Origin of the sequence: Enterococcus alcedinis (assembly GCF_014635985.1) — a bacterium.
Classification (GTDB): domain Bacteria; phylum Bacillota; class Bacilli; order Lactobacillales; family Enterococcaceae; genus Enterococcus_I; species Enterococcus_I alcedinis.
The window spans coordinates 314,510-331,395 of the sequence record NZ_BMDT01000001.1; the positions used below are offsets into that span (position 1 = coordinate 314,510).

Annotated in this window: 12 protein-coding genes; all 12 read left to right on the forward strand. The window is 36.9% G+C overall.

The genetic code is table 11. The features are described from left to right. Positions 1-14: 14 nt before the first annotated feature. The 12 genes from IEV09_RS01490 (at position 15) to IEV09_RS01545 (ending at position 16,872) form a co-directional block, all read left to right on the forward strand. Positions 15-1,112 carry a CamS family sex pheromone protein gene (locus IEV09_RS01490; protein ID WP_188366487.1) on the forward strand — a complete coding sequence of 366 codons (1,098 nt, stop codon included), beginning with the start codon at positions 15-17 and terminating at the stop codon, positions 1,110-1,112. A 149-nt stretch (positions 1,113-1,261) separates the two neighbouring features. Beyond that, a complete protein-coding gene (gatC, locus tag IEV09_RS01495; RefSeq protein WP_188366488.1) occupies positions 1,262-1,567 on the forward strand; it encodes an Asp-tRNA(Asn)/Glu-tRNA(Gln) amidotransferase subunit GatC in 306 nt (101 codons plus the stop codon). After that, entirely contained in the window at positions 1,567-3,036 is a 1,470-nt protein-coding gene (gene gatA / locus IEV09_RS01500) for an Asp-tRNA(Asn)/Glu-tRNA(Gln) amidotransferase subunit GatA (protein WP_188366489.1), read from the forward strand. The genes gatC and gatA overlap by 1 nt, the downstream gene beginning before the upstream one ends. Next, positions 3,036-4,466, forward strand: a complete 1,431-nt coding sequence (gene gatB / locus IEV09_RS01505; RefSeq protein WP_188366490.1) for an Asp-tRNA(Asn)/Glu-tRNA(Gln) amidotransferase subunit GatB — start codon at positions 3,036-3,038, stop codon at positions 4,464-4,466. Before gatA ends, gatB begins: the two co-directional genes overlap by 1 nt. 10 nt (positions 4,467-4,476) lie before the next feature. Then, positions 4,477-5,481, forward strand: coding sequence for a diacylglycerol kinase (locus IEV09_RS01510; RefSeq protein WP_188366491.1), 1,005 nt, complete (start codon positions 4,477-4,479; stop codon positions 5,479-5,481). Positions 5,482-5,603: 122 nt separating this feature from the next. Next, positions 5,604-6,977, forward strand: coding sequence for a 23S rRNA (uracil(1939)-C(5))-methyltransferase RlmD (gene rlmD / locus IEV09_RS01515; RefSeq protein WP_188366492.1), 1,374 nt, complete (start codon positions 5,604-5,606; stop codon positions 6,975-6,977). A 904-nt stretch (positions 6,978-7,881) separates the two neighbouring features. Further along, positions 7,882-9,591, forward strand: a complete 1,710-nt coding sequence (locus tag IEV09_RS01520) for a methyl-accepting chemotaxis protein (RefSeq protein ID WP_188366493.1) — start codon at positions 7,882-7,884, stop codon at positions 9,589-9,591. 416 nt (positions 9,592-10,007) lie between these two features. Beyond that, complete coding sequence (locus tag IEV09_RS01525; RefSeq protein ID WP_188366494.1) at positions 10,008-12,044, forward strand: methyl-accepting chemotaxis protein; 2,037 nt, start codon at positions 10,008-10,010, stop codon at positions 12,042-12,044. Positions 12,045-12,312: 268 nt separating this feature from the next. After that, positions 12,313-12,918 carry an acetate uptake transporter gene (locus tag IEV09_RS01530; protein WP_188366495.1) on the forward strand — a complete coding sequence of 202 codons (606 nt, stop codon included), beginning with the start codon at positions 12,313-12,315 and terminating at the stop codon, positions 12,916-12,918. Between the two features lie 244 nt (positions 12,919-13,162). Continuing rightward, positions 13,163-14,116 (forward strand): sugar phosphate isomerase/epimerase family protein, encoded by a 954-nt coding sequence (locus IEV09_RS01535; RefSeq protein WP_209651413.1) that lies wholly within the window; start codon positions 13,163-13,165, stop codon positions 14,114-14,116. Between the two features lie 34 nt (positions 14,117-14,150). Then, positions 14,151-15,398: an MFS transporter gene (locus tag IEV09_RS01540; RefSeq protein WP_188366496.1), complete on the forward strand. Its 1,248-nt coding sequence runs from the start codon at positions 14,151-14,153 to the stop codon at positions 15,396-15,398. Between the two features lie 127 nt (positions 15,399-15,525). Next, positions 15,526-16,872 carry an alanine/glycine:cation symporter family protein gene (locus tag IEV09_RS01545; protein ID WP_188366497.1) on the forward strand — a complete coding sequence of 449 codons (1,347 nt, stop codon included), beginning with the start codon at positions 15,526-15,528 and terminating at the stop codon, positions 16,870-16,872. Positions 16,873-16,886 lie beyond the last annotated feature (14 nt).

Below are 16,886 nucleotides of genomic sequence, written 5' to 3' on the forward strand. Positions count from 1 at the left end.
AAGGAGAATAAGCGATGAGGAAACGAAACTCTCTATTAATTATCGCGGCCAGTCTCTTTTTGATTTCTGGCTGTGGAAATCTTGAAAAAGAAGTCAAACCGATTCGGGATACACAAGCAGCGAACCAAACCGTGACAACGGGGCGTGTAGACCATGGCGTGTATCAAGGAATCCTAACTGAAGGAACGTATCAAACGAGTACGATTCGTGGAATAACGGCGAGTGGATCGAGCAGTGGCTTTAATCAAAGAAATTTTGAAACGGGTTTGCTACAGTTTTCGAAGGAAATATTTCCTACCGATTTGTATTACTTTCATGAAGGTCAAGTCTTAGATGAAGAGACAGTCACGAAATGGTTGGGCCGTGAATCAAAAGAGAATCCAGAAGGCTTAAATGCTAGTGATCCTAAACAACCGCTTATTTTCCAACAAATTATTGAATATGATTTTTTTAAAGAAGAGGGACGTACTTTAGGTGGTTTGAGTTTTGGCTTAGCATTTACCCGTTATGATGAGTCAGGCGAGGTTCAAGAGCAGATTTCTCAAGACGTCTTGATGAGACAGATCAAAAAGACAGTCAATGCTATTTTAAGTCGTCTTCGAAAAACACCTCAATTTGAAAAAATTCCAATTATGATTGGGATTTTTGAACAAGCGAATAAGAAAGATATTAATGGTGGACGTTATATTTATAAGGCCGTTAGCAAAGATGGAGAACAAGCCGTCGATGTTTTTGATGAAGTCAATGAGGCTTATGTAACGTTGCCTGTTTTAAGTGGACAGACAAATATTGCGACAGAGGAAGGAATCAATAAGGTCTTCCAAACGTTTCAATCTAGTCTACAAACAGCTTTTCCAAAGGTTGTTGGTGTGACTGGAAAAGTTCATTTTATTGAGCGTGAGATCGAAACGATTGTTATTAATTTGGACTCGAAATATTTTAGTCAAACAGAAATTGACAGTTTGGCTCAATTTGTAGGAAAACAAATTGAATCGCTATTTGAAGATATTCAAGGAACAGTTGAAGTCCAGATTCAATCGGTCACAACACCGCAAGCCTATGTGGGGCGAAAAGCGGGAACCAAAGAAGTGATTTCATATCAATTTCGTTAATTAAAAAGAGAGAGAAAGCCTTGAAAATCAGTAAAATAGCGGAATCTCATGAAAAAAACGGGATTATCATTTCAACAAGGGCGATAAAATGATACAATACAGTGAAAAGAAAATGCAAAGTTGCATGAATGGATAAGAGGGGGATAATATTGGCAATTAGTGAAAAAGAAGTCAAACACGTTGCTAACTTAGCAAAGTTGTCTTTTAGTGATGACGAATTACAAGAATTTACCGTTCAATTAGGAAAAATTATTGATATGGTTGAAATGTTAGAGGAAGTGGATACAGAAGGTGTTCCCTTTACATCAAACGTAGTCGATGTCATTAATGTGATGCGCGAAGATGTACCGGCTGAAGGTTGGAATCGCGATGAATTAATGAAAAATGTTCCAGAATCAGAAGATGGCTTTATTAAAGTACCAGCGATTATGGATAATGGGGAGGCTGGTGCATAATGACGAAATTATATGATAAAAGTTTAGTTGAGTTACATAACTTACTGGCTTCACGAGAAATTACAGCAACGGATTTAACTCGTGCGACATTTGACCGTATTAACGAAACAGAACCAAAAGTGGATTCATTCATTACTTTAAATGAAGAAAAAGCACTGGAATTAGCGAAAGCAATTGACTTAAAAGGGATTACAGATAGCAATGTTTTAGCTGGAATTCCAATTGGGATCAAAGATAATATTGTAACGAAAGATTTAAGAACAACAGCAGCATCAAAAATGCTTTATAATTTTGATCCAATTTATGATGCTACTGTGATGGATAAAATCTATCAATCAGACATGATTCCAGTTGGGAAATTAAACATGGATGAATTTGCGATGGGTGGAAGTTCGGAAACATCGTATTTTAAAACAACTAAAAACGCTTGGGATCACACGAAAGTTCCAGGAGGGTCATCTGGTGGTTCAGCAGCAGCCGTTGCCGCAGGCCAAATTCCAGTATCATTAGGAACAGATACTGGTGGATCGATTCGTCAACCAGCAGCCTTTAATGGGATTGTTGGGATGAAACCAACTTATGGTCGTGTTTCTCGTTATGGTTTAATTGCCTTTTCATCTTCTTTAGACCAAATTGGTCCATTGACTCGTAACGTTGAAGACAATGCCTATACATTAAATGCGATTAGTGGTTTTGACGCACAAGATGGCACATCTTCTGGTCGTTCAGTTCCAGATTTCACTGCGAAATTAACAGGTGAAGTGAAAGGAATGCGTATTGCGTTACCGAAAGAATATTTAGGTGAAGGAATTCAACCTGAAATTAAAGCGGCGATTTTAGAAGCCGCAGATACTTACCGTAAATTAGGGGCAATCGTTGAAGAAGTTAGCTTACCGCATTCAAAATACGGTGTAGCAGCTTACTACATCATTGCGTCTTCAGAAGCAAGTTCAAACTTACAACGTTTTGACGGCATCCGCTTTGGTTACCGTTCAGAAAACATTGAAACATTAGAAGATGTTTATGTAAAATCACGTAGCGAAGGCTTTGGAACAGAAGTCAAACGTCGTATTATGTTAGGTAGCTTCTCATTAAGTTCAGGATTTTACGATGCACACTTTAAGAAAGCTGGACAAGTCCGTACATTAATCAAACAAGACTTTGACAATGTCTTTAAAAACTACGACATTATCATTGGCCCATCAGCACCAAACGTAGCTTATGGTTTAGGCGAAAACATTGCTGATCCAGTTGCGATGTACTTAAGTGATTTATTAACGATTCCAGTGAATTTAGCAGGCTTACCAGGAATGTCGATTCCAGCTGGTTTCTCAGAAGGATTACCAGTAGGCTTACAAATTATTGGGAAACATTTTGATGAACAAACCATGTATCAAGCCGCTTACGCTTTTGAGCAAGCGACTGATTTCCACACGAAAAAACCAGTGATTTTAGGAGGAGATAAATAATGAACTTCGAAACAGTCATTGGGCTTGAAGTCCACGTTGAATTAAAAACAAATTCAAAAATTTTCTCGCCAGCACCCGCTCATTTTGGTGCAGAGCCAAATACAAACACCCATGTGATTGACTGGGGTTATCCTGGTGTATTACCAGTAATGAACAAACAAGCCTTAGAATATGGTATGAAAGCAGCTCTTGCGCTAAATTGTCAAATTTCGCAAGATACGTATTTTGACCGTAAAAACTATTTCTACCCAGATAATCCAAAAGCTTACCAAATTTCACAAGATGACAAGCCAATCGGACACGATGGTTGGATTGAAATCGAAGTGAACGGTGAAAAGAAAATTATTCGTATTAACCGTGTTCACTTAGAAGAAGATGCGGGTAAAAATTTACATGGTATGGATGGTTATTCACACGTCGATTTAAACCGTCAAGGCACACCGTTAATCGAAATTGTTTCAGAAGCAGATATGCGCTCACCAGATGAAGCATACGCGTTTATTGAAGCATTACGTTCAATCATCCAATTCACAGGCGTTTCAGATGTGAAAATGGAAGAAGGATCAATGCGTTGTGACGCCAACATTTCTTTACGTCCGTATGGTCAAGAAGAATTTGGAACAAAAGCAGAGATTAAAAACTTGAACTCATTAAACTTTGTTCGCCGTGGTTTAATTTATGAAGAAAAACGTCAAGCAAAAGTCTTACTTTCAGGTGGAGAAATCCAACAAGAAACACGTCGCTTTGAAGAAGCAACGAACTCAACGAGCTTAATGCGTGTTAAAGAAGGATCAGCGGATTACCGTTTCTTCCCAGAACCAGATGTTCCTCGCTTCGAAATTAGCGATGAGTGGGTTGAAAAAGTACGCCAATCATTACCTGAAATGCCAGCAGCTCGTCGTGCACGTTACATTGCTGATTTTGAATTGCCAGAATACGATGCAATGGTCTTGACGTTAACAAAAGAAATGTCTGATTTCTTTGACGCAACGATTAATGCAGGAGCAGATGCGAAACAAGCATCAAACTGGTTAATGGGCGAAGTTTCAGCATACTTAAACAGTGAAAAAATAGAATTACACGATACAAAGTTAACACCTGAAAACTTAGCTGGAATGATTGCATTAATTGAAGATGGAACGATTAGTTCGAAAATTGCTAAAAAAGTTTTCCGTGAGTTAATTTTAAATGGTGGCGAAGCGAAGAAAGTCGTTGAAGATCAAGGATTAATTCAATTATCCGATCCAAGTCAATTATTACCGATGATTAATGAAGTTTTAGACAATAATCAACAATCGATTGATGATTTCAAAAATGGTAAGGATCGTGCAGTTGGTTTCTTAGTCGGTCAAATTATGAAAGCAACACGAGGAAAAGCAAATCCTGGTGTTGTGAATAAACTACTACAAGAAGAATTATCAAAACGTTAAGAGGTGCAGCATGAAAAAAGCTCGGGTTATTTACAATCCTACTTCAGGTAAAGAACTAATGAAAAAGAATTTACCTGATATTTTAGACGTGTTGGAACAAGCTGGTTTTGAAGCAAGCGCCTATGCCACGACAGCTGAACCAGAGTCTGCCAAGAAGGAAGCCCAACGAGCAGCCGAAGCTGGCTTTGATTTAATCGTTGCAGCTGGTGGTGATGGCACTATTAATGAAGTTGTCAATGGAATTGCTCCTCTGGAAAAACGTCCGAAAATGGCGATTATTCCTGGAGGGACAACCAATGATTATGCGCGTGCTTTGAAAGTACCGCGAGATAATATTCGCGCTGCGGCAGAAGTCATACTAAAAAACCAAACACTTAAAATGGATATCGGTCAAGCTGCGGAAATGTATTTCATTAATATCGCAGCAGGTGGACATTTAACAGAATTGACATATGAAGTGCCTTCAGAACTAAAAAGCATCTTTGGCTATTTAGCTTATCTGGCAAAAGGTGCAGAGTTATTGCCGCAAGTTAAACCAATCAAGATGCATCTGAAATATGATGACGGTATCTATGAAGGCGATGCATCCATGTTTTTCCTAGGATTAACGAATTCTGTGGGCGGTTTCGAGCAAATCGTTCCGGATGCCAAGTTGGATGATGGAAAATTCTCGTTAATAATCGTTAAAACTGCGAATATTTTTGAGATTATTCATTTAATTCGTTTAATGTTAAGTGGTGGAAAACACGTAAATGACAAACGTCTTATTTATACCAAAACGACCAAATTGGAAGTGAACATTCCGAATCCAGAGAAGCGTCTAATGATTAATTTAGATGGCGAATATGGAGGAGACGCACCAATGACGTTCACCAATTTAAAAAATCATATTGAATTTTACGCCAATATTGATGCGATTCCAAACAAAGCAGTAATTGGTGAGTATGAGGAAGTTAGCAAAGAGTTTTTAGAAGAAATTGAAAAGTTAGAAGCTAGTGAACAAGAAACTGAATAACGAAGCCGGTTAGTCAAGGAAATGTGAGAAAACATTTTGTTTTCAACGCATTTCCTTTCTTGTTGCCTTTTTCAATTAAATTCTCTAAAATAGAGTGAAGATACAATTAAAGGAGAAAACAAATGAACCCCAAAAATTTAAAAAAGAACCAAGAATTAGAAGTAACAATTATTGACTTGTCGCACGAAGGATTAGGTGTTGCTAAAGTCGATAACTATCCCCTGTTTATTGAGAATGCTTTACCAGGAGAAGTTGCTAAAGTAAAAATAATCAAAGCAGGTAGCAAATTTGGTTATGCACGCGTAACAGAGCGTTTGACAACGAGTCCAGATCGAGAAGAAGTGTCAAATGATGATTTGTTGCGTACAGGAATTGCACCGTTAAGCCACTTAGCTTACGACAAGCAATTAGCGTTTAAACAAGAACAAGTTGTAAAAGTGATGAGTAAAATTGCTAAAATGCCAGAAGTGGAAGTCTTACCAACCATTGGTATGGAAAATCCAATCGAATATCGTAACAAAGCACAAATTCCAGTGCGTAAAATGCAAGGGGAATTAGTAACGGGCTTTTACCGTAAAAACAGCCATGACATTATTCCGATTGAAGATTTTTATATTCAAGATCCAGCAATTGATTCTGCCATCGTTAAAGTTCGTGAAATTTTAGCACGTTTTAATATTACAGCTTACAATGAAGAATTTAACGAAGGTTTCTTACGTCACATCATCATCCGCCGTGGTCATTATAGCCAACAAATGATGGTTGTTTTAGTTACTCGCCGTGCAAAATTCTTCAAAGGCCGTGAAATTGCTGAAATTATTAAAGAAGAAATTCCAGAAGTTGTTTCTGTAATGCAAAACATTAACGAAGAAAAAACCAATGTCATCTTAGGTGAACATGAAAAAGTTCTGTTTGGTCAAAGTTATATCGAAGACCAATTACTAGGAAACACTTACCGTATTTCTTCAAAATCATTTTATCAAGTCAATACTGTCCAAGCAGAAGAGTTATATAAAAAAGCCTTCGAGTTGGCTGAATTGAAACCAACAGATATTGTAATTGATGCCTATGCAGGTATTGGCACAATCGGTTTAAGTATCGCAAAGCAAGTTCGCCACGTTTATGGGATGGAAATTGTAGAAGAAGCGGTTAAAGATGCGCAACAAAATGCAGAAATCAATGGCATCGAAAATGCTACTTATTTAGTTGGACGTGCAGAAAAAACAATGAAACAATGGGAAAAAGCTGAGATTGAAGCAGATGTTGTGTTCGTGGATCCACCACGTAAAGGATTAGAAGCATCGTTTATTGAAGCAACATGTGAAATGAAACCGAAAAAAGTCGTTTATATTTCATGTAATCCAGCGACGATGGCTCGTGATTTAGGCCTATTCGCAGAACAAGGTTATGTGACAAAAGTCGTTCAACCGGTTGATTTATTCCCACAAACACATCATGTTGAGTGTGTGGCTTTGTTGTCTAAGATTGGTAAATAAGAATTAACAAAGTTTTAATATAGTGAGAATGATAGGGTTTCGCCTAAGTTTGTTTTTAGTGAATAAACAGGTGAAATCCTTTTTTTGTTGTGGGATTTTTAATGACCGAATTTTAGAGGTATCAATGACAGAATAGAGAAATAAAGAAAAATTTGTTATATGTAGTCTCACTAATGTTGTCTGAAAGTAGTTATATAGGGTTTCTTTAAATACGGAGTAGTCAGTATCGAATTGATGGCGGAATATCTGCGAATTCGATACTGACTTTGTGATTTTTTACTCAATTGAATATGAATAACTACGGGAAATCCTGTGTCGATCATCCATTTGTGATTATAGATACAGGGTTTTTATTTAAACTACAAGTGCACAATTCAATAATCCGTAGCGAAAGGGCACGACTTCTGAATATTCGATTCCTATACTCATTCCTAAAAAATCTGTCTTTTTTCAATTTTTTTACAATATAAATATAGCAAGACACTCGAAAAAATGTAAGATACTACCTGCTTTCATTCGATATAGTGATCATTTGGAAGAAAATCTACTCACAAACAGATAGGAATCCGTCGCTGTATTTTTGTTTGGTTAGTACTGGATGACAATAATTATGTTATTGTCATTCGCGATTTTACAATCAGATATTGTGATAAATTTAACTTTATTTATAATATGCCGATTGTATTAAGTAAGAGCGAGAAAAAAACAAATCAATCAGCATTGTAAACCATTGGTAGACAACGGAGTTAAAGTGAGTGACAGTATTACAGAGATTCAGAATCTTTAACAAAGGAAAAATGACTACACCATTTTCCTGAAAAATACCATAAACATTTGGTTCGTGTGATGCGTATGGATTATCTCGTGAAGTTTCAAATGAAATAGAAAAGGAGAGTTTGATTTAGTGACACTAAAAAATGCCAAAATAAGGACGAAGTTAATAGCCTTAGTAACCATTTCATTGATCTTTTTGGGGGTAGTTGCTGGTACGGCGTATTACTCAATGGATAAGATGGATCGATATTCAGAAGATGTCTTCGATTATTCACTACAACCGATTATATGGCAAGGGCAGATTCGAACAAATAATCGTGCCATCGATAGTTTTATTCTTGAAATATTACTGGATAAAGAATACGATTTAAAAGAAGAACGTCGACTTGATATTATTGAAAGAGAAGAAGAAACGTACGAATACGTGGAAAAATTAGAAAATATTCTCCTATCTGATGAACAACTAGCGAATTTACAGGAATTTAAAAAAGCCAATCAGGAATACATTGAAGGGCTCGGTCAAGTAATTGACTTGGCTTTTGCGGACAAACAAGACGAAGGTTATGCTCTTTTCTTATCTGATGTACAAGAAAGCCGAAGAGCAGCAAACGCTTACATGAGAGATATTGAAGTTTATTTGGAAGAATATGCGGATAACCTAAATGACGAAATCACTGAAAGTAACAATGTGAGTAGTGCGATTATTATTGCGATTTTCGTACTGTCACTCATTGTAGAGGTGGTGGTTGCGATAATCATTATTCGAATGATTGTCAGCCCAATTCAAGAAGTGAAAACCTTGATGTCAGCTGCTGAAGATGGCGATTTAACCGTTGAAGGAACATATACTTCTGAAGATGAGTTAGGGCAATTAATGAATTCATTTAATCAAATGATGTCTCGCTTAAGAGGATTAATGAGGCAAGTCAATGGCATCTCAGAGCAGGTAGCTGCTTCTTCGCAAGAATTAACAGCGAGTGCTGAACAAACAACGGAAGCAACGAATGAAATTACAATCTCGATTCAACAAGTTGCTGAAGGAGCGGAAGCGCAAGAACGCGGAGCTGCAGAGAGTTCATTAGCGATCAACGAGATGTCAATTGGTATTCAACAAATTGCAGAGTCAACTTCAAGTGTTTCCGAGCTAGCTCTAGAGACGAATCAAGGGGCAAACCAAGGATTTGAATCATTGAAAAAAGTGATTGAGCAAATGGATACGATTAATTCATCTGTTAATCAATCGGCAACTGTTGTTCAAGAGTTACGTGTTAGCTCAAACCAAATCGGTAAAATTATTGAAGTGATAACAACGATTGCTGATCAAACGAACCTACTTGCACTTAATGCTGCGATTGAAGCGGCACGGGCAGGTGAACATGGACAAGGTTTCTCAGTTGTAGCGGAGGAAGTTCGAACGCTTGCAGAACAATCGAAACAATCAGCCGATCAAATTACTGTATTGATTCACAAAATTCAAGAAGATACTTCTCAAGCAGTTGATGTGATGCATCAAGGAACGGAAGAAGTGAAAACAGGAGTCATTGTCGTCAATGAAGCCGAGGAAAGTTTTAAAACGATTTTACATAATATTGATCTTGTAAGTGCTCGTATTCAAGAGACGTCTGCAGTATCAGAAGAGATGTCAGCAAGTGTGGAACAAGTTAATGCTTCAATTGAAGAAATCGCACAAGTCTCTCAAGTTTCAGCAGGGAATACATTAACTGTTGCTTCTGCCTCTGAAGAGCAGCTAGCCTCAATGGAAGAAATTACGTCTGCTTCGGTATCACTATCGAAAATAGCAGAAGAACTACAAAGTAACGTGAGCCAGTTTAGAGTATAACTTATAAGAGAATTGATTAAAGATAAAATATTCCTTACTAGAAGAACCTTTTCTAGTAAGGGATGTTTTTTTTCGATGACAGTAAATCAATAAATCCATGATAAGGGTTAAAAATATCGAGTGTAGACGACTCTTTGAAATAAAAAGGAAACGAGTGGTATTTAATTACGATATTAAATTCGGAACACATTGTTGAGTGATGTTATCTGGATTTGGCAACATGACTCTTATTTGTTTTACTTAAGTTAAATGGACTTCGGTCGATAGAGGGTATTAGCAGGAGGTTTCTGAGAGTACTAGATAGTTGTTTCGATATTCAGGCAAAGTAAAAAATATTGTCTGGCTTTGGAAAGAGGTATTTATAAGAATTTTTAAGTTGATTGTTCGATTAAAGGGAAGGAAGTTGTATAAAAAAAATGAAAAAAGAAAAATCACTGAGACGCAGTACGATTAAAGTTAAACTGGTCATCATTCCGCTGATTGTTGTGTTACTAGTCATAACAGGAATTGGAGCAATAACTTCTTATTTCACTCGCGATAGTTTACTATCAGAGATGAGAAGTAACGGGATTGCCACATCTGAAAAATTTATTGATCGGATTGAAGACAACACAAATTCACTCAATCAGATGACCGAGATGCTAGATAATACCATTCGAACAACGAATAATACGATTCAAATAAGTATGGCGCATTTAGATAATGCATTTATCGAAGCGTTAGTCGCAGGTTCTGATGTCGATGAAATTTATGTTTATGATCGCAATGGAAAAGTTTTGCATACAAACATCTCAGATTTTATAGGATGGAGAGCAAGTTCTGGTGATCGGATGTATGACTTCATTCAATCAGGTGAATCAGAAGTAATGGATGAAATCGTACAAGACGGCGAGACGGGACAGTTCATCAAATATGGTTATTTTAAAATAGGTAATCAAGGCTATGTTCAAGTCGGAATTTTAGCGGATACGATTCAAGAGTTGACAGAGACATTTAGTTATCAACGTTTAGTCGATATTATGGCTGCAGATGATGGGATTGTTTACGTGATGTTTATTGATAATAATCTTGTAGCAACAGCTCATAGTGACCACGAAGAAATTGGAAAGGTCTATGAGGATGAGGGTGCGGTATCAGCCGTAGTTAATAAAGAGATTTATGCGGAGTCATGGGATTATGGAGAAGAGAAGATTGCTGTATATGACATTGTTCACCCAGCAACAATTAATGGTGAGCATGTCGGAGCATTTAGTATTGGTTATGCAATGGAGAATATTCAGTCATCCATTCAAAAAAATATTATGGTAGCCGCTGTTTCAGCCTTAGCAGCTTTTGCGATCTTAGGTGTTGTGTTGTATCGCTCATCCAACGATGCTGTAAAAGTAATCAATAAATTGAAAGAGCAAATGGGATTCATGGCTGCAAGTGACTTTTCAAATGAATTGCCGAGTGATTTATTAGCACAAACAGACGAATTTGGTGAAATATCACAAGCAGTATCAAGTATGCAAGGTGCAGTCAAAGATGTGATTGGTAGTGTGATGGAAGCATCTGAGCAGTTGGCGAGTTCTTCCGAGGAGTTAACTGCAATCAGCCAACAATCTGCTGTTGCTGCAGAAGAAGTGGCAACCGTGATTGAAGAAATTGCCAAAGGTGCATCTACCCAAGCCAAAGAAACCGAACAAGGTGTTCAAGCGATTATGCACTTAGGTGAATTGGTTATAGCAAACAAGGGATATATTGAAGAGTTAAACGAATCAACGCAACAAGTCGATGTCCTAAAAGATCAAGGACTCGATATATTAGGGGAATTAGTAGAAAAAACACAGAACAATAGTCGTTCTTCAAAAGAAGTTTATGATATTATTGTTGAAACAAACGAAAGCGCTCAACAAATTGCGCGCGCGAGTGCGATGATTCAAAATATTGCTGATCAAACAAACTTATTAGCATTAAACGCAGCCATCGAGGCAGCAAGAGCGGGGGATTCTGGTCGTGGGTTTGCTGTAGTTGCAGATGAAATCGGTAAGTTAGCTGAGCAATCGAGACAATTTACTGGAGAAATCAGTACAATTATTCAAGAATTAACGACAAAGACCGCTACAGGAGTCGAGACGATGAGTGTTCTAGAACAAATTGTAGTATCGCAATCTGAGAGTGTGGAAATGACAAGTAATAAATTTGATGGAATTACAGAAGCAATTGATGAAATGCAAAAGATAATCGATCGAGTAAGTGAATCGAGTGATGAAATGGCAGAAGATCAATCAGAAATTATTACGCTGATTGAGCAACTTTCTGCGATATCAGAAGAAAACGCCGCAGGAACAGAGGAAGCATCTGCCTCAGTTGAAGAGCAAACGGCCTCAATGGAAGAGATTGCTCATTCAAGTGAGGAACTTGCAAAAATTGCAGAAGACTTAAGTCGTAGAGTTGCACAGTTTAGAATCTAATGTTAAAAGAAGTCGAAAAAATATTCGACTTCTTTTTTGCGGTGTAAGCTATCGAAAGCGACTTGTTTGGTACGCTAGAACGACCACGAAAGTATCCTTGCGTGCGATGGTAGCGATATTATATGAGAAATCAAGAAAAACAGTATCATATTAAATAAAATTTTGCTAAGATGTATGAGGTATTATTTTATAGCCAAGGATTATAAAAGGAATCTTGAGTGACTTCAAAGCAAGCGTTCAAGAAAAAAGGATAGGAGAGTATCAAAGAATGAAAGAAACAAAAGTTAAAGTAATCGTAGCAGATCCATCGGCATTAGGTCTGTTTGGATTAGCAATGGTGACACTGGTAGCCTCTTCACAAAAATTAGGGTTAACCTCAGATGTCTCTTTAGTTTTACCGTGGGCAATTTTTTTAGGTGCATCGGCACAATTGATGGCAGCGGTATATGATTTTAAACATAATAACACGTTTGGTGCAACAGCTTTTGCGGCTTACGGATTTTTCTGGTTTGCCATGGGCTTTTCATGGTTAATTCAAAATGGTGTATTTGGTGAAGCATTAAAAGCGAGTGCTGATCCAAAACAACTAGGTTTCGCCTTTGTTGGTTACTTAATCTTTACCATTTTTATGACATTAGGTGCCATGGAAACACATAAAGTATTATTTACGATTTTCTTCTTAATTGACTTATTATTCTTAGGACTAGCAGCATCTTCATTTGGTATTATGGAACACGGTATGCACTTATTAGCGGCTTATTCAGAGTTAGCAATTGCACTCGTTTCATTTTATGGCTGTGGTGCCGCAGTTTTGAATACACATTTCGGCAAAACATTTTTACCAGTTGGAAAACCATTTGGTATTTTTAAGTAAGAGTATCATAATATTTAAACGATAAACAAACCAGTTAATGGGACGATTTTTATTGTCTTGTTAACTGGTTTTTTGATGTATTAAGCATTTGATTAAATTATATTTGAGTGGTTTTATGTGGTTTATTTTATTTAAAAACACATAAACGGTCATAAATACATGTAAAAGTTGCATTTGTGTGTTGATAACGGATTCAAAATGGTGTATAGTACAAATTGTTAAAGAATATACAAGGAGTGTACACATGATGAAAATTGGATTAGAAACAGAAAGTTATCACTTACAGTTTATTACTGGGAAAATGGATGTTTTTGGATTTATTCAAAAAACAGCAGAATTAGGTTTAGATGGCGTAATGTTAAACATTATTCCATGGCCGGGTCGTGAACATATCAAAGTACTAGAATCTTTTGATACGGATTATTTAACTCGAGTAAAAACTGAAATCCAAAAGTATAACTTGTTTGCGGAGATTGATACATGCGGAACGGAAGTGGGGCACTTAACAGAAGTGGTGAAAGTTGCACACCAAATTGGTGCAGATGTGATTAGAACCTATATTCCGTTTGACGAGTTTGATTCATCTGTATTCCCAACAGTTGTTGAAGATTTAAAGAAACTAATCCCTGTTCTAAAAAAATACCGTGTGAAAATTGCGCTTGAAAATCATGAGTTCGAAACAGCGGATGAAATTATCGGTATGATTGAAGAAGTAGATAGCATTTGGATTAAAGCACACTGTGACATGGGGAACGGTATGATGGCCTGGGAAGATCCCGTTGAAGCAGTTAAAAAACTTGCTCCATATGCTTATACCACTCATTTCAAAGACCATATTATTGTACAAGATGGCGATGAGTATCGAGTGTGTGGCGTTCCAATTGGAACAGGTAACATTGATTTGGATACATGCTTTAAGATTTTAGTAGAAGAGTCACCACTCACGCGTATCAATATTGAAATGTGTTTCCCTTATTGTACGCGCTTTAAACGTGAAGCTGGAGCAGGTGGGGTTTATGAAGTCGGAGAAGGGGCGTTTAAAGTTGAACAACCACCCTATGATTATGATGAAATCAAGCCTTTAGACTACTACTATCCACCAGCACACTTAATGGATCAGATGATTGAAGATCAAGCTAGAGGTGTTGAACAATGTGTGAAACATACATTAGCTTTACGAGATAAATATTGCCGGTAGTCAAAAAGTGAAAAATCTAGTGGGGGTTTATTAAATGGATACAAAGAGTGCAAATTTTAAGAAATGGTTTACCTTCGCCATACTCGTATTAGGTGCTGGGACGATTTATAAAGTTGCTAGTTTAAAATCAGCTTTCTACGTCCCGATGCAAGAGTTTATGGGCTTAAGCCACACTCAAATTGGAACAGCTACAGGTGTTTGGTCAACGATTGCTAGTTTTGGTTTTATCTTTTCAGTCTATATTTCTGATAAGTTTTCTAAAAAAATCATGTTGCCACTTGCCTTGATTTTAACAGGGTTTTTAAGTATTTGGTTGGCAACTTTCCCAAGTTTTAAAGTCATATTATTTATTTATGCGATGTTTGGAATTACGTGTGATATGCTCTACTGGCCGATTTTATTAAAATCAGTCAAATCATTAGGGGATGATCATGAACAAGGAAGGCTATTTGGTTTCCTTGAAGGAGGTCGCGGCTTAGTCGATACGATTGTTGCTTTCATTGGCTTAGGGATTTTTGCTTGGTTGGGCAGTAGTGCACTAGGACTGAAAAGCTCCATTTGGTTTTTTGCAATTGCGATGATTGTGATTGGAATTATTTCGTATTTCTGCTTGGAACACGATGAGAAAGTCGTAGTTGATCAAACAGAAAAAACGAAAGGTGACACGATGGCAGTTGTAAAAGCAACGTTGAAAATGCCAGAAGTTTGGCTCGTATCGTTTACGATTTTCTTCGTGTATGGTATGTATTGTGGGCTTGTGTATTTCTTACCATTCTTAGAAGAAATTTATGCGTTACCAGTCGCTTTAGTGGGTGCGTATGGTATTATTAATCAATACGGATTGAAAATCTTAAGTGGACCAGTTGGCGGTGTTTTAGCTGATAAAAAATTTAAATCTCCCTCAAAATTCTTAAGGTTCTCTTTTGTTGTAGGTGTAATTGTTTTAGGACTTTTTACTTTCCTACCGCATAAAGTTTTAGGCATTTACACTGGAATGATTTTAACATTAGTCATTGGAACGATTATTTTCGCAATGCGAGCGGTTTTCTTTGCTCCGATGGGTGAAATTAAAATTCCAAATGAGATGAGTGGGGCGGCAATGTCTATTGGAAGCTTTATTGGTTATGCACCTGGGATTTTTGCATACACTTTGTATGGGAATATATTAGATAATAACCCTGGCTTAAAAGGATATCAGATAGTGTTCTTAATTATGTGTGGTTTCGGTGTTGCTGGATTCATTGTCAGCAATCTACTTGTTAAAAAAATTCAAAAAAAGTAAGAGCAATGGGATGACATTTCAAAAATAACTATAGAGTGCTCTATCACTTCTGTAGTTATTTTTGATTGTTATATATAGGGTTATAAGAGTTTTTGAAAAATATTATAAAGAGGATAGGGAGTCGACCATGGACAAACTGGAACTTTTTTTTACTAGCTTTTCAAATTTAATTTGGAGTAATTGGTTAATTGCCTTACTAATTGGAACTGGATTGTACTTGGGCGGCCTTATCCGTTTCTTTTATATCAAAAAATTACCCAAAATACTTAATGAAACCATTGTTAAACCGATTTTAAATAGTCAAGCAGTCACGGGAGAAGGAAATGTAACTCCTTTCCAAGCGCTATGTACGGCTTTAGGAAGTTGCATTGGCAATGGAAATATTGTTGGAGTTGCTACAGCAATTGTGTCAGGTGGTCCGGGTAGTGTTATTTGGATGTGGATCGCTGCTATGATTGGTATGGCAACAAAATATAGTGAGATTTTATTAGGAATGGAATATCGTGAGAAATTAGAAGACGGAACGTATATTAGTGGTCCAATGTACTATATTTCTAAAGGTTTAAAATTACCTAAAGTAGCTATTATTTATGCGATTCTTTTACTCTTACAAAATGCCGGGGGAACACTTATTCAAGCAAATGCGATTACAATGAATATAGAGTCAATGTTTAGTATTCCTCCACTCCTATCGACGTTTGGTTTGATTATTTTAATTGGTCTAATCATTATTGGAGGAATTCAAAGAATTGGTACAGTGACACAAAAAGTAGTACCCTTTATGACAGTTTTTTATGTTATCGGTGGCACAATCGTTATTTTAATTAATATTAAAACGATCCCAAGTGTCTTTGTTAGTATGTTTGAAAGTGCATTTTCTCTTGAAGCTGGTGTGGGTGGCGTTTTAGGTTATTCAATACGAGAAAGTATGCGTTATGGTGTATCTAGAGGTCTTTATTCTAATGAAGCCGGTGAGGGAACGGCTGCGGTATTACATGCTTCAGCGACAGTTGATCATGTTGGAAAACAGGCGATTTTTGGCATTACTGAAGTCTTTGTTGATACGATTGTCATCTGCTCCATTTCTGCGTTTGCGATTTTAACAACTGGAGTTTTAGAAACAAGTGCGTCACCAGCTGTTTTAGTCAGTCTAGCCTTTGGGACGGTTCACCCACTATTTAAATATATTGTTGGAATGAGTACAGTTGTTTTTGGTTTTTTATCAATGATAGCTCAGTGGTACTTAGGAAATACAGCAATTGAATACATTATTGGAAATAAAAAAATTACTGTCTATCAATATGTTTTTTTAGTTTTGATTGTAATCGGTGGTTGGATTGAACTATCCCTAGTTTGGAGTATTCAAGATAGTATATTGGGAATTTTGATTATTCCAAATATTTTAGCAGTATTACTCTTGAGTAAGAAGGTGAAAGAAAGAAACGATGAATATCTTTCTATGGTAGACTTATAATATAATAAAGGAGG

Coding starts and splice junctions, on each gene's coding strand:
- IEV09_RS01490 (WP_188366487.1), top strand. CDS start 15: ATGAGGAAACGAAACTCTCTATTAATTATCGCGGCCAGTCTCTTTTTG.
- IEV09_RS01510 (WP_188366491.1), top strand. CDS start 4,477: ATGAAAAAAGCTCGGGTTATTTACAATCCTACTTCAGGTAAAGAACTA.
- IEV09_RS01540 (WP_188366496.1), top strand. CDS start 14,151: ATGGATACAAAGAGTGCAAATTTTAAGAAATGGTTTACCTTCGCCATA.
- IEV09_RS01525 (WP_188366494.1), top strand. CDS start 10,008: ATGAAAAAAGAAAAATCACTGAGACGCAGTACGATTAAAGTTAAACTG.
- gatB (WP_188366490.1), top strand. CDS start 3,036: ATGAACTTCGAAACAGTCATTGGGCTTGAAGTCCACGTTGAATTAAAA.
- gatA (WP_188366489.1), top strand. CDS start 1,567: ATGACGAAATTATATGATAAAAGTTTAGTTGAGTTACATAACTTACTG.
- IEV09_RS01535 (WP_209651413.1), top strand. CDS start 13,163: ATGATGAAAATTGGATTAGAAACAGAAAGTTATCACTTACAGTTTATT.
- rlmD (WP_188366492.1), top strand. CDS start 5,604: ATGAACCCCAAAAATTTAAAAAAGAACCAAGAATTAGAAGTAACAATT.
- IEV09_RS01545 (WP_188366497.1), top strand. CDS start 15,526: ATGGACAAACTGGAACTTTTTTTTACTAGCTTTTCAAATTTAATTTGG.
- IEV09_RS01530 (WP_188366495.1), top strand. CDS start 12,313: ATGAAAGAAACAAAAGTTAAAGTAATCGTAGCAGATCCATCGGCATTA.